At 46.8% G+C, this 22673-nt stretch carries 18 protein-coding genes; 3 read left to right on the top strand and 15 right to left on the bottom strand.

The genetic code is table 11. The annotated features are described in order from the left end of the window. Positions 1–375: 375 nt before the first annotated feature. From HQM11_13705 to HQM11_13640, 14 genes are all read right to left on the bottom strand, one after another. On the bottom strand, positions 376–1221 hold the full coding sequence (locus HQM11_13705; GenBank protein MBF0352082.1) for a tetratricopeptide repeat protein: 846 nt from the start codon (positions 1219–1221) through the stop codon (positions 376–378). Next, positions 1218–3110, bottom strand: coding sequence for a BatD family protein (locus HQM11_13700; protein MBF0352081.1), 1893 nt, complete (start codon positions 3108–3110; stop codon positions 1218–1220). The genes HQM11_13705 and HQM11_13700 overlap by 4 nt, the downstream gene beginning before the upstream one ends. Then, on the bottom strand, positions 3110–4276 hold the full coding sequence (locus tag HQM11_13695) for a tetratricopeptide repeat protein (protein ID MBF0352080.1): 1167 nt from the start codon (positions 4274–4276) through the stop codon (positions 3110–3112). Before HQM11_13695 ends, HQM11_13700 begins: the two co-directional genes overlap by 1 nt. 3 nt (positions 4277–4279) lie before the next feature. After that, positions 4280–4648, bottom strand: coding sequence for a type II toxin-antitoxin system VapC family toxin (locus tag HQM11_13690; GenBank protein ID MBF0352079.1), 369 nt, complete (start codon positions 4646–4648; stop codon positions 4280–4282). Next, positions 4648–4926: a hypothetical protein gene (locus HQM11_13685; protein MBF0352078.1), complete on the bottom strand. Its 279-nt coding sequence runs from the start codon at positions 4924–4926 to the stop codon at positions 4648–4650. Before HQM11_13685 ends, HQM11_13690 begins: the two co-directional genes overlap by 1 nt. Positions 4927–5087: 161 nt before the next feature. After that, positions 5088–5339 carry a hypothetical protein gene (locus tag HQM11_13680; GenBank protein MBF0352077.1) on the bottom strand — a complete coding sequence of 84 codons (252 nt, stop codon included), beginning with the start codon at positions 5337–5339 and terminating at the stop codon, positions 5088–5090. Then, positions 5329–5568, bottom strand: a complete 240-nt coding sequence (locus HQM11_13675; protein MBF0352076.1) for a hypothetical protein — start codon at positions 5566–5568, stop codon at positions 5329–5331. Before HQM11_13675 ends, HQM11_13680 begins: the two co-directional genes overlap by 11 nt. Positions 5569–5742: 174 nt before the next feature. Next, positions 5743–6801: a VWA domain-containing protein gene (locus HQM11_13670; protein ID MBF0352075.1), complete on the bottom strand. Its 1059-nt coding sequence runs from the start codon at positions 6799–6801 to the stop codon at positions 5743–5745. A gap of 12 nt (positions 6802–6813) precedes the next feature. Next, the gene (locus HQM11_13665) at positions 6814–7878 is read right to left on the bottom strand and encodes a VWA domain-containing protein (GenBank protein ID MBF0352074.1); all 1065 of its coding nucleotides are present in this window, start codon (positions 7876–7878) and stop codon (positions 6814–6816) included. Positions 7879–7921: 43 nt separating this feature from the next. Continuing rightward, the gene (locus HQM11_13660) at positions 7922–8164 is read right to left on the bottom strand and encodes a type II toxin-antitoxin system MqsA family antitoxin (protein ID MBF0352073.1); all 243 of its coding nucleotides are present in this window, start codon (positions 8162–8164) and stop codon (positions 7922–7924) included. A gap of 38 nt (positions 8165–8202) precedes the next feature. Then, positions 8203–9210 carry a hypothetical protein gene (locus tag HQM11_13655; GenBank protein ID MBF0352072.1) on the bottom strand — a complete coding sequence of 336 codons (1008 nt, stop codon included), beginning with the start codon at positions 9208–9210 and terminating at the stop codon, positions 8203–8205. Further along, the gene (locus HQM11_13650) at positions 9207–10079 is read right to left on the bottom strand and encodes a DUF58 domain-containing protein (protein ID MBF0352071.1); all 873 of its coding nucleotides are present in this window, start codon (positions 10077–10079) and stop codon (positions 9207–9209) included. The genes HQM11_13655 and HQM11_13650 overlap by 4 nt, the downstream gene beginning before the upstream one ends. Continuing rightward, positions 10076–11065: a MoxR family ATPase gene (locus HQM11_13645; GenBank protein MBF0352070.1), complete on the bottom strand. Its 990-nt coding sequence runs from the start codon at positions 11063–11065 to the stop codon at positions 10076–10078. Before HQM11_13645 ends, HQM11_13650 begins: the two co-directional genes overlap by 4 nt. 384 nt (positions 11066–11449) lie before the next feature. After that, positions 11450–14296 carry an Hpt domain-containing protein gene (locus HQM11_13640; protein ID MBF0352069.1) on the bottom strand — a complete coding sequence of 949 codons (2847 nt, stop codon included), beginning with the start codon at positions 14294–14296 and terminating at the stop codon, positions 11450–11452. A gap of 582 nt (positions 14297–14878) precedes the next feature. Here HQM11_13640 and HQM11_13635 point away from each other — a divergent pair. The 3 genes from HQM11_13635 to HQM11_13625 are packed head-to-tail and all read left to right on the top strand — an operon-like array spanning position 14879 to position 20933. Next, entirely contained in the window at positions 14879–15763 is an 885-nt protein-coding gene (locus HQM11_13635) for a hypothetical protein (GenBank protein ID MBF0352068.1), read from the top strand. Next, positions 15760–20310, top strand: coding sequence for a hypothetical protein (locus HQM11_13630; GenBank protein ID MBF0352067.1), 4551 nt, complete (start codon positions 15760–15762; stop codon positions 20308–20310). The genes HQM11_13635 and HQM11_13630 overlap by 4 nt, the downstream gene beginning before the upstream one ends. Before the next feature lie 2 nt (positions 20311–20312). Further along, complete coding sequence (locus HQM11_13625) at positions 20313–20933, top strand: ferric reductase-like transmembrane domain-containing protein (protein MBF0352066.1); 621 nt, start codon at positions 20313–20315, stop codon at positions 20931–20933. On the opposite strand, the gene HQM11_13620 is transcribed toward HQM11_13625, so the two are convergent. Then, positions 20915–22612 carry a HAMP domain-containing histidine kinase gene (locus HQM11_13620; protein MBF0352065.1) on the bottom strand — a complete coding sequence of 566 codons (1698 nt, stop codon included), beginning with the start codon at positions 22610–22612 and terminating at the stop codon, positions 20915–20917. The genes HQM11_13625 and HQM11_13620 overlap by 19 nt on opposite strands. Between the last annotated feature and the right edge of the window lie 61 nt (positions 22613–22673).

Here is a 22673-nt window from a genome sequence, read left to right as displayed (position 1 = left end):
ATTTCCTGATTTGTTTTCCTGGTTGGTGGATCAGATGGGGGATTTGCCTTTATCTCGAAATTCTCAAAAAAGAATTTTTTCTAATCCATTGAATTTATAAAGTGTATCGGCTTACGTTGATAGCCGTTTTTAGGAGCTGTTTTCGTTTGATGATGAATCTGTACACTCTTCTTTATCAACCTTATCTTTGAACAAAAAAATGTGTCCAAAGTTAAGCGTACATAAAGGAGGTGGCCGCGATAGCGGACGGGGGATTTTCCTTAACTTAACTGCCTCGCCCGTGCCCCTAGATGGGTCTTCACCCGGAATGACAAACAACGAACATCACACACGATTATGTACCGGTGATTACTTTATGGACCCTGAGTGTGCGCCTCATTCAATATTCGATACTGGAGGTTCTATTGAATGGATCAACCCGGCGGTTGCTTCGGGAATCCAGCTTTCACGTCCATCGGGAAGCTGAATATGCAACCAGCCGTTGCGGGAATCCAGCAAGGAAAATTCGGTGCCTTCATGCAAAGGTTCCCTAAAACCGGGTTGATAGGACTGACCATCCCCTTTTCTGGCAATCACTTCTGTTTCGGTGATCACTCCGGCTGGATTTTGATGGTCATGCCATTCACTGACCATCAGCGATCCCAAAAGCAGGATGGCTGTCAACGATGTCAAAAACAGCCCCCAGGGTGGAACCCACTCCCGCTGAAACAAACGCACGATCAGTCCCAGCCAGAATAGCCCAAAGAAGCTCATAAATACCAGAAAACGTGTTTTGAGCGAAAAATCGTAATGCCAGAACAGCAGTATTTTCATGACCTGTTCCTGTGCTTGCTCTTCAAATTGATCCTTGCGTTGGGACCTTGCGTATTCCAGATTTTGCCGGAGATTGGCATCATGCGGAACGTAACGCAGTGCACGTCGATAATTAAGGATCGCTTCTCCCAGTTGGCCCATCATGAACCAGGTGTTGCCGATGTTGTAATACAATTTTCCATTTTCAATTCCACCGTCACGAACGAGTCGTTCAAATCGCAACAAGGCTTTTTGATAAAGTTCACCAGCCTGTTGTGGGGAGGACGCACGCAATTCATTGGCCTGTCGGAAGTAATCCTTGGCCTGACTGAACAGGTCCTGCCGTGTTTCCTCAGTCAAAGTGGAGGCAATGGCCGCTGACGAACCAAGCATCCATAAACAAATAAACAAATAAACTGTGGATTTCATGACCATTTTCCTTTCTTTTCCAGTTCCTGAACCAGATTTTTTGCGGAATCCATCAACTGGGTCGCGTTGCTGGCTGAAAGTGAACCCCCATAGCGCAAGGCTTCGCATTGTTCAAACATCTGCCGTGTCTGGTTCAGCAAGTCCTCTGAAATTCCGCGATCCTGCAAGGGTTGGGTTACATCAGAAATGGTCAGGGCCTGGGCCTTGAGTTTTAACTTGGACCCCAGGTATTGGCGCAGTGCGTTGAGCAAATCACGAGAAAATTCAGCAGATTCGGGAGACAGCGATTTGAGGGTTTTGAAAAACACATTTCCAGCCTGACGGAGTTGTCGTTTTTCCTGTCCCGAATCATTGTTGAGTCGCCAGCGAGTCCATCCCAGCAACGCAACATACAGCAACGGCATTCCAGCCAGAAGTCCCATCCAAACCGGTGAACGGAGCCATACAGAAGGATAAAACGCCTGGTTTTCCAGCACAGACAAATCTTCATAATTGTAAGCAATTCCTGAGTCTTGTGTTTCCAGTACTTTTTGTTCAGGTTGAACCATCAGCGCCACGCCTTCCGCGTCTTTGGCGGTGATGGTTCTGGCTTCAGCAACTTTCAGGGGAATGGGTTGGGTCCAGGCGGTTTCCCAGGAACCTTTTGCGGAATCAAAATAGGGCAGGGGAATTGCCGGAATTTCTTTCACGCGGGCATTCAGGGGGCGAATGGTCTGGGTGAAAACCTTGTGTTTGCCTTCAATTTTTCCAGGTGACATTTCCGCAGGGATTTTAAAATTCTGGCTGAGTGGTGGAAACTGGTTCAGCGGAGGCAACTCCACATTGTCCAGAAAATCAGGACCGGAAACCCGCAAGGTCAGTGTGATCGGATCACCGGTCTGGACTTCCGTCACCGAGGCTTCCGCCTGCATGGAATATTGCCCGACCAGATCGGTAAATACATCCGGTCGTCCCTCAACAGGTAGTGGTTTCACCTTCAATACAGATTCATTGGAGGCTACCACAAATTTTTTAACCACTTCCCGTTGTTGATTGAACAGGCTGTTTCCAAAAAAATCATCATTAAAAAAACGGTCAAATTGATTTCGTCGTGTTTGATTTTGGAGTCCCATCACCGCATTGAACGCCACGGTGCTTTGAGGTAAGTGGATTTCACCAGTCTGTTTGGGAAACAGAATTTTTTTGAAGCGCACCACCAGATATTCCTTGCCGTTCAGTGATTCGGTGGTTTTCTTGCCAAGAGCACGGTCGGATCCCAGCGGAATTTCAAGATAGGCCTTGTTATTCGCCAGATCCGCCGGAAGTGGAAGATCAGCGGTCTTGAATTCAGGTTGTTCCAGAACCGGCACAAAAAAGTTGAATTCATTGACATTTTTTGAGATGTACCAACTCATGGTCAGTGTGACCGGTTGTCCCACATACACAACATGATCCGACAATTCCATGAACAGCTTGAATTCATCGGTCGTGGCAGGTTTGATGACCTTGATTCTTACCGCGTCTGTCCAAACCGTTTGTCCATTGGCTGTGACCTTGAGGGCTGGGAGAATCAGCACGCCCAGTTTTTTAGGAACCAGTTCATAGGAAAAAATATAACCATGATGGTCATCCCGCACCATCCGTCCATTGATGATGGTCACTGAGGAACGACTGTTCTGCTGTCCTCCTTTCTCCAGAACCGCAAAATCCTGAATCATGGATAAATCCGGTTTGTCAGGCGATTCCGCGCCTTCGACCTGAATCTGCATGACAAAAGACGCACCCAGATAGACTTCCTGGCTTTCCAAGGCGATTCTGGCCGAAATTGGACTTTGAGCAAGGCTTATGGTTCCCCACAGCAATGCCTGACTTAAAACCACGAATAAAAAAACAAAATTTCTTTTTACCATTACCAATCCTTATCCACCTCTGAATATCGTGAGGCCTGTTGAATCTGCCGCTGTTCCCGGTTGTGTTGTTCCTCCTTGAGAATATCCCCGGGCGACATGCCCGCAATCACGCCTTTCGGTTTCTGCTGTTGATCCGCATTGGGTTGTTGTCCATCCTCATTGACGGCCTGTGCGGCCTGTTGCTGACCCTCTTGTCCCTGCTCACCCTGCTGATTCTGAGAACCTGCGGTTTGTTGCTGGTTTTGTTGTTCACCGTCCTCTGACTGCTGATTTTTCTGATCCTGTTGTTGTTGCTCTTTCAAGGCCGCCAAGGCGTTTTTCAAGGAATCAGCCGCCTGTTCCTGGGCCTGTTGGGTGGCTTGGGCATCGCCTTGTTCCATTTGCTGAGAGGCGTTCGCCTGATGTTCCTGAGCCTGTTGCAATTGTTCCTGAATTTTTTCCTGTCCGGGCACTGGCTGTTGGGTGATGTCGTTCATCACTTCTCCGGTTTGATCCTGAAGTTGTTGCTGACGGTTTTTCAGATCATCCATGTTTTCTGGAGTTTTGTGATCCTGGAACGATTGTGCGGTGTCTTGCTGGAGTTGTTCCTGCTGACCTGCCAGTTGTTCCAGTTGATTGGCCACTTCCTTTTGATGTTCCTGCTGTTTTTGAGCGGCTTCTTTTTGTTTCTGAATTTCATCCAGCAGAAATTTCAGCCGTTGACGGCTCAGTTCCAGATTATATCCCGCGTCTTTCAATTCAGGATTCATGGCAAGCGCCTGCTGATAATGGTCTATGGCCTGTTTGAGTCGATCCAGACTTTTGGAACCGTCGGTTTGTCCCAACTTCTCGCTTTCCTTCACGGCGGCATTGCCCAGATTGAAATGGCTGTGTGCTTCCAGTTCAGAATTTTTACTTTTCAGGGCCGCCTGTTCAAAAACGTCCACAGCCTTGTCATACTCGCCTTTTTTGTAAAGTGCGTTGCCTTTGTTATACAGGGCATAGGGCGAATCCGGTTCGGCCTCCAGAGCTTTGTCATACGCTTCAATCGCCTGGTCATACTGCCCGAGATGATAAGCCTGGTTCCCTTGTGAAATCAGGGACCGCGCCGATTCCGCATGCACGTTGCTTCCCAGCAGAAATAAGCCCAGCGCAACCAGTGATATATGAATATTCTTTTTAATCACGTTTCACTCCTGTTCAAACGGATTTAATAATTTCAAATTCTGTATCCATTCAAAATCTTTGGTATTTCTTGTAACCAATGTCAGGTCATGAATCATAGCGGTTGCTGCAATCAGAGCATCACCCAGTGACATTTTGCGTTGTTGACGTAATGTTATGGCAAAATCAATCACCCGTCGTGACACTGGCAAAACACGATTCCAATCAAACAACTCTGTCAAATCCAGTTTATCCTGTTGAGTTAATTTGTGATAACCGAGTACTTCCAGCAAACTTATTTCCGAAATTGCCAGTTCATTGTTGGCAATCCATTGACGCAATCTCGAGAACTCAGGCTGTATTGCATAAATAATAATATTACTGTCAAGTAACATCAGTCCTCCCGCCCCGGGAGTGAGCGATCTTCCCTGAGTTTCTTCTGCCATGCCACAGGGTCCTTGATTTCAGCCAATGCGTTTCTTTGGGCCATGCGTTCCAAAATTTTTCCTATCGCTTGTTTTCGCTGGTTTTTTTCAATTTCCGACTTATTGCCGACGACCTGTTGTCGTTCCAATTTCATTTTTAGAAACTTGATGAAATCAAGGGTTTCAGACTGCATATCTACAGGCAATTCATTCACATCATGAAGAATTTGTTCTGTTATCGAGTTCATGGTTTTAACTCCTGTACAAAATGATTCCATTCTTTTTCATGATTATTAACCGTTCCATGACCCACCTCCGGTGGGTGCAAAGCAGAGCTTCGCCTGAGGGATAACGTGCCCCGCGAGACGTAGGGCACGAGCAAACTTTAATACTTATTCTTTTGTCATTTCTAAGTCAGCAATTTGATAACAGTGACAAGGATATAATCAGGAAAGACAACATAGGTGATTCTGAACTTCTGGTCATCATCTGTGTAGTAACGCAGATTTGGTGATAAGGCCAACTCTCCCAGACCAGGATTTTTATCAATTAGTTTTATTGTCCCGATGATTTGAAGACAAAGTTCAAGATTATCATCAGCCAATTGATAAAGAATTTCTTTTTGGGAGTCTTTAACTTCAGGAGGTTTTCTAATGAGCATGTATCCTACGAGCCACTTCTCTTTCAATTTCATCCAGAGAGGTTGAAGATTCGTTTCTGTTTAGTACCGCCTGAGCTTCCAATTCAACCAGCCTTTTTTCCATCTCTTTATAATTTTTTTTGGGTATAATCACGGAACTCTCTTTTGCATTGGTAATTTCCACCGTGATTTTGTTGTTCACGATTTGTGAGAGTTTGGTTCGGGTATCCGAAATATTGAGCGTTTCCATAAAGCCTTTTGGAAGTAATGAATTAAGTACAGAATATAGTACATTACAGGTTTTATAAGTTCAAGATCGAATCTGGTATTGGATTAGCAATTCATTCAAATCATGAAGAATTTGTTCTGTTATTGAGTTCATGGTTTTAACTCCTGTACAAAATGATTCCACTATTTTTCATGATTATTCCTTGTGTCTCCACTTTTCAAAAAACCTGATTTTTTGGCGGGAAGGTTTGCGTTCACTCCAGAGCAATTCAGCGCATAGCAACAGAAACATCAATCCCAGAAAAATATGAAATTTTTCTTCATAGCGTTTGATGGTCTGCGATTCCAGTGCTTTTTTATCAGCGGTCACAATCAGATTCAGATAGACTTCACCGAGATCAATGTTCCCGGTGGCCACATTCAGGTATCGCCCGCCGGGTGTGGCGTTGACCATGTCCCTGAGCATTGCCCCATTCAGTTTGGACCAGACTTCAGCCCCTTTGTAGGTCAAAAATGTTTTTTGTCCCTGCTCGTTGGTGAGAGGGATCCGCTGACCCTGGTTTTCATCGCCAATCCCAATGGTAATCAGCCGAACGCCTCGTTCACCAAGCTTCCCTGCGGCTTCAACCGCAAAACTGTCATGGTCTTCGCCATCGGTGATGAGAATCACATCCTTGAACTGTTTTTCCTGATCATCGAACACTTCTGTCAAAACTGTACGCAACGCATCGCCCACCATGGTGCCCCCTCGTGAAACACTGTCAGGACCTACCACTTCCAATGCCATTTTAAAAAATCCGTAATCCAGCGTGAGCGGGCATTTGACCACGGTGTTTCCCGCAAATACCACTAACGCCACCCGGTCGCCCTGGAGTTTTTCAATCACATCGCCAATCGCGATTTTGGAACGTTCCAAACGGTTGGGTACCAAATCTTCAGCCAGCATGCTTTTGGAAACATCCAGCAAAAAGACAACATCGCGCCCCTGTCGATTGATGGTCTGGGGCACAGGATTCCATGCTGGTCGTGCGAGGGCGATCACGCCCAGTGCCAGACAGAATACCAGCAGGACGTTTTTCCAGCGTCGTGCGCCGGGACTTACAGAGCGACTGAGCACAGGCAACAATTTGGGATCCACAAATTTTTCCAGTGCCTGTTGTCGTTGCCGGCCCGCAAACACGATCAGAGCGATGATCAGCGGTAAGCCCCACAACAGCATGAGATATTCAATGGTTTGAAATCGTATGAAATCCATAACGCCGAATCCTCAGGGAATTTTTCGAAAAACAGTATGGGTCAGTGACATCTCGACAATCAACAACAGCAGAGCCATCAAAGCAAAGGGCTGAAACCATTCATGATAATCCAGATAACGAAGGGATTCTATGTCACTACGTTCCAGTTGATCAATTTCCCTGTAAATGCTGATCAACGCTTCGGCATCCTCAGCCATGCGGAACAATCCCCCTGTGGTATCCGCCAGACTTTGCAAGGTTTGTTTGTCCACTCCGCCAATCCCGGATTGCATCAGAAAACTTCCCAGAAGTCCCTGTTGACGTAACATGCCTTCATTGCCGCCAATGCCGATAGCGTAAATTTTAATCCCCCATTCCTTTGCCATTTTCGCGGCTTCCAGGGGTTCGTATTTACCAGCGTTGCTTTGTCCATCCGTCAATAGAATGATGATTTTGCTTTTGATGTGGTAGGAAGTGTCTCCCGCGTCCTGTTGTCTGGCGATAGTTTCTTCCGCTGTTTTCAAGCGGGCGGCGGCCAACGCAATGGCATCGCCAATGGCTGTGCCGTCTTCATTGCGTTGTGTTACCAGTTTGATATTCTGGAGCAGTTGGGCAATCGCTCCATGCGCCAGGGTCAGCGGTCCGAGTGTGTCGGCGTAACGTGCAAACGATACCAATCCGATCAGGTCATTGGGACGTCCTTCCAGCACCCCGGCCTGTCCGGTCACAAATTCCTCAAACACCTGTTTGACGGTTTCCAGACGATTCATGGTGCGTCCCTGATAATCCATCTCAGCCTGCATACTTCCAGAACGATCCACCACCATTTCGATCGCGATTCCCTGGCTGATATCCCGCACCTTTTCCTGGCCATTCCGTGGTTGAGCCATGGCAATTACCAGCAAAACCAGCACAACAACACGGATCACCAGTGGCAATCGAAACCAGCGTTGCTTCCACGAGTGTTTCCCTTTGGACAGGCCACGCAGGCTGGAAAAACGGAGTGTGGCGGTTTTCATGAACCGCAAATGCAACACGATTACCATGGGTATCAGTAACAGCAAAAGCAAAGCCCAGGGATTTCCAAATTCTGTCATTCTTACCTGTTTATAAATGCGGACGCAAATGACCGTTTATCTCTCATGCGACTCTAGGAAAATTAGTAATCTCTACAAGGTGACTTTTGGTTTTAGCATCACTGACAATGAGTTCCAAACTAGCCGCAATGTCATCTGACAGCCATTCATTTCCACATAAGGAACAAATAGTTGCTGGAACATCTCTTACAACGACCAGTGTTTCCTTTAAATCTACAGTAAATGTGATTTTTCCATCGGTTTTTGTTCCACCACAAAGAGGACATGCGTTTTTATGGATATTCATTTCGTTTTTGTGAAATTGCCGCGATTAATGCTGTTGGATCAAATGTTTTCATTTTTGTCTATCATTCTATGTGTATCCTCAATGAATTGTCGGCAGGCATGGAACGCCTGCTGGATTTCATCTTGTTGAGGCTGATGTTTGGCAAATTTGACCAGATCACAGTGTTTGAGAAAATTTTTCAGCAAATCCTTGTGATATCCTGCAAGCCGTTCATGGTTGCGTAATTCAGTTAAAAACTCCTCGGTGGTCTGTTCGGGCGCCTTGATCAGGAACCGATTTTCAATGTAATGCCGCAAAATATTGGACAGGCGCAGATAATATTCCTTGATCTCACCTTTTTCGATCAGATTTTCCCGCACCAGATGTTCCAGTGCTTCATAAGCTGTTTCATGGGGCGGACGTTCCGGCACGATGGTTTCACGACGTTTGCGCTTGCGCCAGAACCACCAGCCACCGGCACCAGCCAGCACAAGCAAGGTTGCGCCAAATCCGGCAATGAGCCAGGTTTGCTGGGAAATCGGCATTTCCACTGGAGGCAGATTTTCACGAAGTTCCTGTTTCTGGATGTTTTCCGGCAAGAGGGACGCTACCTGAAGGGTGACAGGTTCGGTGGACAATTCATGGGTTTGTGGCGGTTGTTCGTTTTTATTCCAGAAATAGAGGGTCATGGAGGGAATGAGGTATTCCCCTGATAAAAATGGCTCCAGCACATAGGTTTTTCGATATTCCATGAGGCCATTTTCCAGCAGTTTGGGGGCTGGAGACCGGTAATCGCGGATTCCGAATTTTTCCAGATTTTCGCCAAATTTGGGCCATTTGATATCATGGTCTTCAGACAGACGCGCCACAAGATTGAGTTCCAGCGTTTCAGCGATTGTCAGACTGGTTTTATTCAGCGTGAGTGTGAGTTGCAGAGGACCCCGTTCATAAACTTTTTGCAGACCGTCAGGGGCCGGAGCCTGTTCGGGTGTGCCGGAAATGGGGGATTTGCAGCCGGTCAGGATCATTGCCATCAAAAGGATGAGCCAGGTGTTGCTACGGTTCATCGTCGTTTTCTACTCCTGAAAAAGCGAATCAGATCCTTGACATAATCATCGCCGGTCTGAATCTCCGCCAGATCAATATTCATCATCTGAAACTGTTCTTTTAATTTTTCCCGGGTTTGGCGGGCATGTTGTTCATACCATTTTCGAAAATCAGGATCCCCGGCATCCATCAGCAGGGTTTCGCCTGTTTCAGCGTCTTCCAGTTCAATGAGTCCCACCGGAGGCAATGCTTGTTCCACAGGATCCTGAAGGGCAATTCCCACCACATCATGGCGTTTGCCCATGATGGGCAGTTTTTTTTCATAACCCTCTGTCTGGAAATCAGAAATCAGAAACACCACACAGCGTTTGTGAAGGACACGTCCAAGGTAGTCGATGACCACATTCAGGTCTGTTAGCGGTGAGCGGGGTTCAAACGCCAGCAGTTCACGAATCAGTCTGAGCACATGCGAAGCGCCCTTGCGGGGAGGAATGAACAGTTCAATCTCGTTGGTAAAAACAATCAGTCCCACCTTGTCATTGTTCCGGATGGCGGAAAACGCCAGCAACGCGCAAATTTCAGCGGCGACTTCATTTTTAGTTTTTTCATGGCTGCCGAAACTGCCCGAAGCTGAAAGATCTGCCAGAAACATGATGGTGAGTTCCCGTTCTTCAACATAGCGTTTGACAAACGGATGCCCCATGCGCGCGGTTACATTCCAGTCAATGTCGCGGATCTCATCGCCGGGAACGTATTCGCGGACTTCGTCAAATTCCATTCCACGGCCCTTGAATACGCTTTCGTATTCTCCGGCCAGAATGTCATTGACGGCCTTGCGGGTATAGATCTCAATGATACGGATTTTTTTTGCCAGGTCTTTGGGGATCATGGAACTTCCACTGCGTCAAAAATCTGTTTGACGATGTCTTCAGAGGTTTTCTGTTCAGCTTCCGCTTCATAGCTGATCATCACACGATGTCGCAGAACATCCATGCCAATCGCTTTCACATCCTGAGGCGTCACATAGCCCCGTCCCTGGACCAAAGCATGTGCTCTCGATGCCATGGCAAGAAACAAAGTTGCTCTCGGCGATGCGCCATAACGGATCAGATCCCGGATATGCAGTTGGTATTTGTCGGGATTGCGGGTGGCATCCACAATGTTGACAATGTATTCCTCAATCTGGTCATCCATGTAAATTTCGTCAGCCAATTCTCTCAGATGCTTGATTTCCTCCGGGGTGATCACGGGTTGAATCGCTGTTTTCGGCGCCGTGCGTGCCATGCGTTTCAAGATCTGTTTTTCTTCAGATTTGGAAGGATAGGTCACTTTGAGCTTCATCATGAAACGGTCCACCTGAGCTTCCGGCAAGGGGTAGGTTCCTTCCTGCTCCACCGGATTCTGGGTAGCGAGTACCATGAAGGGATCAGGCAGAAAGAAGGTTTCATCGCCAATCGTTACCTGCCGTTCCTGCATGGCTTCGAGAAGGGCGCTCTGGACTTTGGCGGGTGCGCGATTGATTTCATCCGCCAGCAGAATATTGGCGAAGACCGGACCTTTACGGATATGGAAATCTCCGGATTTCGGATTGTAAATCTGGGTTCCCAGAACATCTGCCGGCAGGAGATCCGGCGTGAATTGTATTCGGTGGAAACTGGCCTGAACTGCTTTGGCAAGGGTTGTGACAGAAAGGGTTTTTGCCAATCCAGGCACCCCTTCAATGAGAACATGCTGGTTGCACAACATGACCAGCAGTAACCGGTCCACCAGATATTCCTGTCCTACAATCACCTGACCGATTTCCGAGCGAACCCGGCCAAGCAACGCACTTTTTTCAGCGACTTTTTCTCCTATTTGTTTCACATCCAATGTCATGATTCCTCAATGTTTTTCGTTTGCGTTTCGCAGGCCCCCCTGTGATTTCCCGCTCACTTGAAACACTGATGGCGGTTCCTGATCAGGAACGACCAAAGGGCCTTCCTAATGAATGAAGTGGTAAATGTCAAATGCTTTTCTATCTTGTTTGAACGGGAATATTTATACTGGAACATCAGGGCAGTGGTTCCGTTAAACAACTGAAAAGTTCCTAAGGAATGGCAAAAGAATAAGTTGTAAAAGTTTGCTCGTGCCCCACGGGACGTAGGGCACGTTATCCACCAGGCGAAGCTCTGCGTCTGACCCACCGGCGGTGGGTCATGGAACGGATACGAACGGAACGTTCGTAACCAGAAAGTTTCCTATGCTATTTTTTGAGTGTTCCTAACTGTTTTGTGAATCTTCAGTTACAAGCACATGACCTTCAGGCAACCAGAGAAGAAATTCGCAGGGGATGAAATCATCTGCTTCAGAATGCTGTTGCAACTGGATCATGACATCGCCACCTTCCTGCTGAAAAAACTTTTTAACCGCATCCATTCCAACGCCTCTGCCTGAAACTTCTGTCACTTTTTCTGCCGTCGAAAAACCTGAGCGGAACACCAGTTGAGCCACCTCCTGCGCACTCATGACTTCATTTGGCGCAATGAGTTTATTCTCAAGCGCTTTTTGCCGGATGCGGGAAACCGCAAGCCCCCGACCATCATCCTTATATCGGAACAGAACACGGTCCTGTTGCAACTCCAGCGTGAGGGTAATCGTGCCCTGTGGTGTTTTCCCCCTGGCTGTTCGATCCGCGGGTTTTTCAAGTCCATGATCCAGAGAATTCCTGAAAATATGCATGAAGGCATTACGGATCAGCCCGAAAGCCTGTTTTTTAATCAGAATGCCCTTGTCCTGAATCACAATTTCAGGTTGCTCCTTTGCCAGTTCTTTGGCAAGTGACGGCAGTGAATTGAGAATGCCTGAAAGGAGAATTTCAAGTTTCTGGGTCCCAAACCGTTTCAGGGTATTTTCAATGGTGTGCAGAGAATGCTGTACCCGATCCACAGCTTTTACATCCAACTGATGAATGATGGACAGCACTTCTTCTATCTTGGATTTTGGAACAGTCAGCATGTCCCCGCCATCACCACGTCGTCCCGGTCCTTTGCGTCCCAGTTTCTTTTCATTGAGTTCCTTGTATTCCAATAAAAGTTTACGAGCGGTCTGAAGCTGTTCGATCAGTTGCTCCGGATTCCAGATTTTTTCTTCATGTTTGCGCAACTCATCATATTCATGTTCGGCTTCATGGACCTGATTGGTCATATGAAGCAGTCCATAAGTGCGGGCATTTCCCTTGATCGTATGCATATTGCGAAACAGTGTTTCCAGAATTTCATGATTTTTTTCTCTGGTTTCCAGAATCAATTTTTCATTGGCATCGAGAAAATTTTCGGCACTGGCAATGAATTCAAAAAACTTTTCCTGATCAATGGACAGAATCTGACCAATCATTTCCAGTTCTCTCTTCTGGCTGTCGGCCTCTTTCTGCAATTTTTTAAGTTCAGTGACATCCCGGATACTGAGCATGATTTTGTCAATCATGTCGTCATCGTCACAGATGGAAGCCCAGGAAAGTTCGAGGTGTTTTTTCTTTCCATCCGGAAAATGCTTTTCCAGTTCACTGATCATCAAATGCTGATTCATGAGAAAGTTCATGCTGTCTTCGCCCAGACACGCGCCGAGTACCGTATCCACACTGGCAAAAGAGTCAGCGCCCAGGGAAGAATTCCGGAACACCACTTCCATCACATCCTTTTCCGCAATGTCCTTGGTCTCAAGAATTTTTTCCAGATAGGCCGAGTATTCATGATGAATCTTGTTCCCGTAAGTTACCGTTAATATGCCTTCAGGCATGTTTTGCAAAATGCTCTGGATATCATTGGTTTTCTCTCTCAGAGCTTTGGTTCTGTCAGCGACAATGCCTTCAAGATTTTCATTGATATTGGTCAGATCATGGACCAGACGTTTGTTTTCCTGGAAAGTATCGGCAAAATGAATGCTCGCGACCCACAGGAGACTGGAAATCAAAAATATAAACCCGATTGATAACATTCCATAAGAACTGAACAGTCCAAAATCAATTCCCGCATCGTTGCTGGCTGTAACAATGAGAACGGACAGTCCCACAAAAATAGTGCGGAGGTCCCGATCACTTCTGTTTTTCCAGTAAGCTCGACAAAGGTCATAATAAGCAAATATCACCATCGTAAAGGCTAGCGTAACACATACATAGCGAACTATGAGCATCAAGGTGACATCCCTGTACACAAAGGCTACAACTGGAAAAAAGACTGCGCTTACAAGACTGCTTATGCCCAGATATTTGTTCAACACGGGACGCCAGCCAGTGAAATACTGAATAAACAGGTAGATAAAGTAGGCTACATACAGCCCCATGTAGTGTAAGATATAAGTCACTTCGGGGCCCCAGCTTCTTATAAAGCTCTCCCCGGGAAATCCAAAGAATGGAAAAGTTATCATGGCGAGCAGAGATGCCAGCAGGTAGAGCAATTCTCTGGTTTTGAAATAAACCAGCAGAAAAAACAGACCAAACGCCAAACAAAAATAAGCAGACACCAAACGGATCTGTCCGCCCCCGCCCCAGAGTTGACTGGACCCCAACGCACGATAGGCCCCGGCATCAAATTTCTGAATTTTCAACGGGAGTTGATAGGTGCCGGTCATCATGTAGGTTTGAACCCTGAAGGTAAAAACATGCCTTGTTTTCGTGATCGTAAATACAGCGGGAATGGATTGAATGGGATAATACGACTGAAAATGATCCAGATCCGGACGTTGGAAGATCATGTTGCCATCCAGATAAATTTGAGTACGGCTCAGATAGGTGTCCATGAACACAACCACTTTCTGTCCCATCATTTCAGGGGAAAATTCAAACACGCCGCGGTACCACCCCACCGTGAACGTTTTTCCCAATTCAACCCACATCCAGGGGCCGGGAGCATTGATCAATTCCCAGTCAGAGGTGTCCAGAGTCACAGCCTTGTTTTGCTCACGATCCTTGCGTGAAAACAGCCATTTTCCTGTAAGATCATACGGTTGTTCCAGAGAATTGATTTTGAACAGACAGGAGTCACAGCCTTCACGAGGATCGATATCCGCATAAAGAGAACTGGCTGGTGTAACAATCAGCAGACAAAGTATGAACAGATTCAGGATTTTCATAGGCGCCCTTTAAAATGACAGCAGGATTGAATTTTTATTTGGATTCATGTTTGCGGTATAAAAGATTCATAACGAATCCATCAGCACAATGTCCATGATTATTTTGCAAAGCCTCCCGTTCACGACCATAAATCTTTAACCCTTTTTTCTGGTTCCCTACCTCTGGTGCAAGTCTGTTAAGAAATTACCTGCGATAAAATCCCCCTTTTCAAAGGGGGCATGGGGGATTTAGCGATCAGAATAACATCCCCCTAACCCCCTTAAACCAAGGGGGAATTGGTGCCAGTGACTTCACAGGGCTTAACTTAACAGACTTGGAAGAGACGTCAGGAACCAAATTATTGTTAAAAAACTTTTGATGGGGTACTTACGCTTTCCAACAAGAAATCCGTGGAGATCCGATAAATTATCCCCTGATGTGTCTTGCTCTGGACGATTTTGAATGTCATAGATCCATATCATCGGTAGTACAGACGAACGATCCGTGTCTGACCCGGCCCCGATGATCAAGAGTACAACTTTTGTCATTTCGCGGAATATTCGCGCCTGAACATTAATTCCTCAACACTGGGAGATCGCCTGATGCGGCAATGGTTTAACCTTCTTCTATTCAATTCCGTCAAGGACTTGTTCAAATACAAATCGTTCTTTCTGCTTGTTTTTTTGCTCATCATTGCTGATCGCGTCCTGAAGATTTATGTCAAAATTGATCGTTCCTCGCTGAATCTTCCAGATTTCAAGGCGCTTGGAATCAATGCGGCTCCGTATGTGTTTGATGAACTTCCGGGAGCGATCTTCAATCTGCTGACAGATTCCCGAACACTGGCGGTTGGCTTAGGCCTTTTTTTTCTCAAACAAATTATCTCGATGTGGCCTTCGAGTGACATGCGCAGGATGCATCGCCATGAACGTGAAAAATTCGGATTGCTGGGTTCACTGACTTATCTGCGCTGGCAACAGATGGCCTGGGATGCCATTGCGGTGAGCGCCATCTGTGGCGTGGTTGTGTTGTGGTCACTTCTAGGGTTTGGTGTGAGCTGGTTGGGATGGAATCACTCCGGTTCCCCCTATTGGTTGTTGTTTTTAGGAGGATTTCTGTTTTTGGCAATACCGCTGTTAATGGCCGGTTTCTCCTTTTCATCGAAACTTGCGGTTATTTCCAGAGGCAGTTTTCCGGAGAAACTGCATCTGTTTTTTCAATTATTTCTCAACTGGCAGGTTTTCTGGAAATCCTGGGTGTTTTTTCTGATCCGGGTGGTGGTTGAATTGATTTTTGTAGCGTTGATTCCGTTGCTCGTACTGCTACTGGTTGAAAATTTCTGGCTCAGACTGTTTCTTGCGAGTTTATCGGCTACTCCGATTTATTCCTGGTTAAAAATGGCTTCCTTTAAATTTTTTCTGGAAATCTATCGTTCTTTTCCGCATGTATATGAGGAGTATCAACAATATTACAAGGAGGATCTGTGAGAGTGCAACGAACCATCAATCTGAACAAAAACTCGGGAATCTTTGAACCCCTCAAACTGCCGGAATCGCTGGAACTTGTTCTGGAAAAAAATGAAGCGGAACTGGTGGAAAAAGGGATCGTGGATTTCACGGCAGAGCTTGTGCCCGGACTCTATGAAATGCCCTTATCTACCGGAATGCCGTGTATCATCAGAATTGAAGAAAATTGCACCCTCAATGGACATGTGGAAATCAACACCGCGGAGCCCACCGGAGAATCCGTGATCACAAATCTTCGCATAAAAATCACACCGCCTCTGGGCCTGGAAAATATTGTAGTGGCCCTCAGAGAGATCAACCATGTATTCCGTGACAAGCAACTTCAGGAATTTATCGGGCATCTGCTGGCGCAACTGCCATGGATGAAGAATCCTGTAATGGCAACGACCATGAAGTCGATGATCCGGAAATTTCTCAAGAATGTGCCGGATTCAGAAAATTTGACGGATGACATGGATCAACTCGCCACCATGCTTGCTGAAAAAGCGGAGCATCTGGCCACGGTCAAACTGAGTGAAATCCAGGCAAAAAATGTCTGGAAGAAACGTGAACATCATTTGCAATTCAAGTTTACCGGAATGATTCGCTATTTTGACGCGATCTCCTTTCCCTTCATCAAGTTTTTGTTGCCTTCTGCTGTTTTGCCAACCCTGCACGCTTCGTTGGAAAAATTGCTGTCCTCCAATCCGCTGGCATCGGCCAACATGCTGACACAAAACGTCCCGACCCATGATCTGGCCCTGAAAATCTCGGACACACTGGCTGGCTTGAACGCGTCTTTTTCCATGAGAGGCTATCTTCCGTTGATCACCACCCGGATGGAACTCATTCTCAACAGCATCCTGTCCTGCAATGTGGAAGGTCGGGACTGGATGGAATTGCAGGGTTCAATGAAACTGCAACGCCAGAACGATTATTTCACTTTCAACGCCCGGGCGGATGTTTCGTCACGAGGCAACGTTCCCAAACCCTGTGACATGTCTGGAAAAATCCATCCCGGAGCCTTGATTGCCAAAATATGGGAAAAGCCGGAATTCGCCAGGGAATGGCCCGCGCCTGTGCCAGAATTCAAGATGCAACTCAGTCAGGGTTTCACTCTCAGTCCGCTTCGTATGGAAGCACAACTCAGGCATCCCGCGATCACCGGGCAAATCATTCTGCCGTTGTATCTCCCGAGCATGGAACTCAAGGGGTCTGGAAACATGACCATTCCGCCAGACTGGAAGCCAACCTCTCCGGAGGGACAGTTCGCTTTCAGTGGCAGCATGAACACCGCAAGTCCGGCCACGTTGGAAAGTTCCCAGATCTTGTGGGAAAACACCATCCATCATGGCAAATTTGAAGGCCACGCCCAATGGACGTCTAAAAAACTCAATCTGGAACTGGAAGCATCGGGCGAGCTTCAATTGACCGGCAAAACATTCATTGCGTCGATTCCAGAGCTCATGATTGATGATCCGCTGGAACACTGGATCGATGCCCACTTTGTTTTGAAACTGAAGGCCGAACTTGATTCAGCGGCTCCGGTGCCCAAATTTTTGATTAAAAACTCCTCGATCCATCTTGAAACCTCAGACTGTCGGATGGTTCTCGGTGAAAAACGGATCGAATGGCCTGAAAAAATGTCGTTTGAAGGTGAGGTTTCAGAAGGCGATCTGGACATTTCCGGTCTTGGTAAAACGAACATCGGGATTCAATGGAACATGCATGGAAAAAGTCCTGTATTGGTTTCCCCCCTTGGACGTTCCGATCTGTTTTTGTCCCGTAAACGACAGGGACACCTCCAATTACAGGTGAATGATCTGGGATATTTCACTCTCACTGGCGATGATTCCGGTGTGTTCAATGCCAGGCTGTTGAATGACCTGCTCAATCCACAGAAAGATGGCTCAAAACTGGTGGATGTGATCAACTCAGACAAAGCCGTGAATCATGTGTTGGGACTTCTCAAACATTTTTCTGAATCCTGGGCGGAACGACTGGGAACCCTTCATCGGCATTATCAGAAATATCGCGGGATTCTGGAAAAGGATGATATCAATGATCCCAAGGATTTGATTCCCAATGAAGACATGGCCCGGATTTTATCAAAATTTCTCAGCAATGATGAACGATGGTTTGAGCAATTGCGTGTCATTCTGAAACAGGTCACAGATGGCCGGGGAATGGATCGTCCCGCGCTGAAGCGCATCATCAGCGAAGTTTATCCTGATCATCCTTATGACTATGAAGTTGACAGGATTCTACGCTGGGTCGGAGATATTCTTAAACCTGAAGAGGCGTTGCCCCCACCTGAACTGGCCCGGATTCCGCCACTCGTTCTGGACAATCAGTATAAATCGTTCCTGAAAGGTTTGCCCAGCGCAAGAAAGATCTATGCGGTGATTGCCGGAAAACGGGAGATGCCTGAACATTTTCACGCAAAACTTGCCAGCCTGGCACCATACCTCACGATGGAGCAGATTTCCTATATTCTCAATGCGCTGAAAGAAGGCTGGCGTGAAGAAGAACTTTTCCGGATGAAGAAAGTTTTGGCCATCAAAAAACGGATTCGACTGATCGGGGAAGGTGTGGGTGATGTTCGCTATGCGTTTCTGCCTGTGGTTGTCAGTTTTTTTCTTCGGGATGTTCTCAAGCTTCAACCAGCAAGCAATATTCCTGTTCCCGCGGGAGAAACAGAACAAATTTATACCAATACCCTGTCACATATGCTGGGCGGGACAACTCTGTTAGGGCCTAAAGAGGTCGCTGTGCTGCTGCGCACAGGCCTGGCCTGGCCATGGCAAAGTCTGGTGGTTCAACTCAATCAGCATTTGCTGGTGAATTATATTCTCAGCAATCCTCCGGGATTTTTTCAGGAAATTCTGGTTGAATTGTCTGAGAACAGCACAAAAATTCTGACCAGCACCCTGATGTCACTGATCAAGCAGGATGATCAGCATGTTGTGGAACCATCGGATTATCAAAGATTGTTCCGACGTCTCGGAATTGTGTTGCCTGAGCTCAAGGATTTCATGTCAGGTGGAAAACATGCTGGTGACAGTTATTATGAAGCTGTGTCAGATGTTGCCGAACAGATTCTCGCCAAGGCTCCCCCCTATCTGGCTCGTAAAAATCATTTGCAGGTTCACCTGCATAGCCTGCCGGGACCGTTAAAAATCAAAACTTCCTCCAAGCCGCAAATGGATACCGCACGAAAAACCATTGAGCATGCCGATCAGATCGGACTCAAATGGATGACTCACGAAGCCGGTAAGAGTGAAGCTCAGGAGGCCTATGAACACGCTTTCAAGACTTGTGCGTCGTTGTTGAAACAGGAACCGTATGTGATCACCCTGCCCTGGTTCAAACACTTTTGGCAACGGAACTATGAAGCACTGGTGGTGCTTTCAGTTTTGAGAAACTATCAGCAGGATATTGAGAAAGTTCGTAACTGGCTACATGTCCGTAGCAAAAAAACTGAATTTGAAAATGAATCAGCACTTCTCGATACGATCATTGAAGTGCTCTATTATTTTCCTGAAGAGCAGGGCTACCTCAAATCGGATCCATTGGTTCGCATGCTGATAGATCCTCCTCCGGGCAAATATGATTTCACTATCATCAGTTGTATGGGACTGATCACCGAAGGTTCAAAAGGCACAGAGCTGAGTCCGGTTTACGAGCGTCTCCTGAACCAGCGGGGAATCCGCACCATTCGCGCAAACACCGGAACCTTGAGGACCCTGGAACACAATGCGCAGGAAATTGAACAGGTGATTCGCAAGATAAAGACGCCGTGGGGATTTCTGGGCTACAGTCAGGGCTGTGCCAACAGTCTGACAACCGAAAGCATGCTACTGGGTGGAACGCCGGAGCAACAGAAACTGCTGAAAGGACTTCGTTGCCGGAATCTCATGTTTGGCGCGCACAATGGCTCAGCGCATGGTTCCTGCGGACATGAAAAAATCCGTCATGCCATGATCAAGGGCGAACGGTTTTTCAAACGTTATCAGGGGCTTTATTCCTCATGGGTGACTGATTCCTATTTCAGAATCCTCAAGCTCATTCTGGATTCCAGAATGTTTGTTCAACTCATCGGCGGTGCCGAATCCGTTTCTCACGAAGTCTGTCTGGCAATGGCGCGGGACGGACAATTTCTCGGCCTGGTTCCCACCTCCACCATCCGGGGGGTGGTCTTTCCGGAAATCCTGCCGGAAGCGTGCGAATTTCTCAGCAATTTGCTCACCGTGCAAACTGGTGGCGCCTTGCATGACACACAGGTCACACTGGTTTCAACCCGTGGTTTTTCAAACCGTGTCCGTAATGAATACACTCAGGTTCTGGAAAATTGCGACATGGGCTCCTACCCGCAGTCATCCCATCACTGGTCGCCGCTGGTCAAGGAAGTGGAATTTGTGACAACGCCAAGGGACTATGAACTGGCCATCTATGATTTTCCTCTGGATCGGCATGTTTTCCCCTGGATTGAGGTCAATGCCCGGTTTGGCAATATTGAAAGGAAATGAGCATGATGGAGGTGGGGCGTGTCTTTTCTGATCCGTGGCTCAAATGGGAAATACGCCTGCTTCTGTGTGTCCCGTGTTTTCATATTGTGGTTATGATTCTTCAGGGAAGACTCGGTTCCAATCCTGTGGAAACAATGATTTTGGAAACCGGAGAAGCCACGGTTCATCTGCTGGTGGCCGTGATGTGGATTTCGCCTTTGCGAGTGCTGTTATCCCGTTTTGACTGGCCGAAACGATTGCTTCGACACAAACGTGATATTGGTGTTGCTTGCTGGATTTACGCAAGTGTGCACCTCACGTTGTATATGCTGGATAATCTGGGGGGAACCCTGCTGGAAAATCTGCAAAAACCTTTCATTGTTGTGGGGATTGCCGCATGGATTTTATTAACACTTCTGGCTGTGACGAGTCCGCAATGCATGTTACGAAAATTGGGAGGGAAACGCTGGAAGGCACTGCACCGCAGTGTTTATGGCATTGCGGTTCTGGCGTGTTTTCACATGCTCCTCAAGGAAAAATCACAGCCAATGTCCGCCTACCTCCATTTCATTCCACTGTTGTGCGCTGAAACAATCCGTTTGGGACTGCATTTACGGTTCCGGTTTCAGAATTTGTCCTCATAGGCGTTAGTTGCCAGTTGCATTTTCAGGGAGAGGGTCTCCTGAATCGGCAATCTGAAAATGAAGACTGCCCCCTGTTCCGGTGCGTTTTGTGCCCATATTTTGCCCTGATGGGCCTCCAGAATTTCTCTCGAAATTGAAAGTCCCAACCCTGTTCCACCGCCTTTAGCGATTGTTTGACTGCTCTGGACAAATTTATCAAACACGGCTTCCAGTTCACCTTCCGGAATACCGGGTCCCTCATCCCGGATCATGAATTCAAGCACGTTTTCCATGCTTTTTTCCACAATGTTGATCCAGATATTAGTTTCCAGCAACGAGACCTTGATGGCATTGGAAATTAAATTCCGAATGACTTGGGACATTCGATCTCTGTCAAACAGACAACCGGGCAGATTGTCAGAAGCCTCAAGATGTATGTTGAGCTGTTTCTCGTCAATCAACGGTTGAATATCTGTCAGAACCTGTCGCGTCACCTCCGGCAGACCATTGGGTTCCATCTTGAAAGTCATTTTTCCCGCTTCCAGTTTGGACAGATCAAGCAAGTCGTTCAGCAGTCTTAATAAACGTTCCCCGGAGCCTTTGATATTATTAAAATATTTATAAAGTTTATCCGTAGCGGTTTTCTTGTGATCCAGATGTTGGACCCCCAGCTCGGAATAGCCCAGAATCGCATGCATGGGGGTGCGCAATTCATGGGACATGTTTGCCAGAAACTGGGATTTTGCCTGATTGGATTTTTCCGCGAGTTCCTTGGCCTGCTTCAATTTTTCCATCACCTGTGCCCTTCGGGCCGCACCGGTAAAAACTTCGCCCAGAATTCTGAAAATCATGAAATCCGAGGGGTCCCAACCTTTGCGTTGATGAGGCAGAACCATGCCCCAGAAGCCTTCGAGCTGTTTTTTGTAAAATACAGGAATCAGGATCAAATCTCTCAACTCAGAATCAAGGACAGGCGTAGGGCTATTTTCTTCAAAATAAGGCAGAAAGACGGTTTTCAGGGTGTTGAGTTCATTTTTCAACCATTCTTCATTTTGTTCCAGCAGTATGGGCAATGGTGAAAACACTTCTGTGCCTTTGTTGTTCCATTCATCAATGTGATAGCCGTTTTCATGATCCTGACTCCATCTCACAAAATAACATTGCTGAATGTCCAGGTGTTCGCCAAGTTTCCGCAATGACTTATGGATTTCCTCGTCGATGGAATAATCTTCAATATCCACGAACCGGGAAGAAATATGGGCCAATAATTCTTCAAGCTGTAAACGTTTCTTCAGATTTTCGTGAGCCTGTTGAAAATCATGATCTGTATAAGACAATACAATTCTATCCGCCTCATTCAGGGGGTGTAACTCATGTGAGGCGAGTGCTTGCTCCAGAGTGGCAAACAATTCGAAAAGTTGATGAATGTTCATTGCGTGCAGATGCGACAAGGACTGCTCTGTCAAGCCGCAAACACCAATTCTTTTGGCATAGGAACCATGTAGCAGTTTGTAGCATTGGATGAATTGTCCGGCAACTTTCACATCCAGAGGAAAGTCAGTTTGAAAACGGAGCAGAATACAGTAAAAATATTTTTTTTGAATGGTTTGGAGATGGCCTGTTAATTCCTGATACCAGTCTGTTGGAGAAGTGGTTTGAAGAGGAATGATATGGATCTCCTGAGAAGTGGAAATGTACATGGACTTTTCAATTGATAGTGGTGGTAGAGGTCACGTCTGAACAGATGCGGACTTTTGTGCG

The sequence above is a fragment of the SAR324 cluster bacterium genome (assembly GCA_015232315.1).
In the GTDB taxonomy this organism is placed as follows: Bacteria; SAR324; SAR324; order SAR324; family NAC60-12; genus JADFZZ01.
This window is presented reverse-complemented; position numbering and strand designations above follow the sequence as displayed.

Excerpts from the sequence above, each read along its gene's own strand:
- HQM11_13705 (MBF0352082.1), bottom strand. The coding sequence starts at position 1,221 with ATGAAATCCACAGTTTATTTGTTTATTTGTTTATGGATGCTTGGTTCG.
- HQM11_13700 (MBF0352081.1), bottom strand. The coding sequence starts at position 3,110 with ATGGTAAAAAGAAATTTTGTTTTTTTATTCGTGGTTTTAAGTCAGGCA.
- HQM11_13690 (MBF0352079.1), bottom strand. The coding sequence starts at position 4,648 with ATGTTACTTGACAGTAATATTATTATTTATGCAATACAGCCTGAGTTC.
- HQM11_13685 (MBF0352078.1), bottom strand. The coding sequence starts at position 4,926 with ATGAACTCGATAACAGAACAAATTCTTCATGATGTGAATGAATTGCCT.
- HQM11_13680 (MBF0352077.1), bottom strand. The coding sequence starts at position 5,339 with ATGCTCATTAGAAAACCTCCTGAAGTTAAAGACTCCCAAAAAGAAATT.
- HQM11_13675 (MBF0352076.1), bottom strand. The coding sequence starts at position 5,568 with ATGGAAACGCTCAATATTTCGGATACCCGAACCAAACTCTCACAAATC.
- HQM11_13670 (MBF0352075.1), bottom strand. The coding sequence starts at position 6,801 with ATGGATTTCATACGATTTCAAACCATTGAATATCTCATGCTGTTGTGG.
- HQM11_13665 (MBF0352074.1), bottom strand. The coding sequence starts at position 7,878 with ATGACAGAATTTGGAAATCCCTGGGCTTTGCTTTTGCTGTTACTGATA.
- HQM11_13660 (MBF0352073.1), bottom strand. The coding sequence starts at position 8,164 with ATGAATATCCATAAAAACGCATGTCCTCTTTGTGGTGGAACAAAAACC.
- HQM11_13655 (MBF0352072.1), bottom strand. The coding sequence starts at position 9,210 with ATGAACCGTAGCAACACCTGGCTCATCCTTTTGATGGCAATGATCCTG.
- HQM11_13650 (MBF0352071.1), bottom strand. The coding sequence starts at position 10,079 with ATGATCCCCAAAGACCTGGCAAAAAAAATCCGTATCATTGAGATCTAT.
- HQM11_13645 (MBF0352070.1), bottom strand. The coding sequence starts at position 11,065 with ATGACATTGGATGTGAAACAAATAGGAGAAAAAGTCGCTGAAAAAAGT.
- HQM11_13640 (MBF0352069.1), bottom strand. The coding sequence starts at position 14,296 with ATGAAAATCCTGAATCTGTTCATACTTTGTCTGCTGATTGTTACACCA.
- HQM11_13635 (MBF0352068.1), top strand. The coding sequence starts at position 14,879 with ATGCGGCAATGGTTTAACCTTCTTCTATTCAATTCCGTCAAGGACTTG.
- HQM11_13625 (MBF0352066.1), top strand. The coding sequence starts at position 20,313 with ATGATGGAGGTGGGGCGTGTCTTTTCTGATCCGTGGCTCAAATGGGAA.
- HQM11_13620 (MBF0352065.1), bottom strand. The coding sequence starts at position 22,612 with ATGTACATTTCCACTTCTCAGGAGATCCATATCATTCCTCTTCAAACC.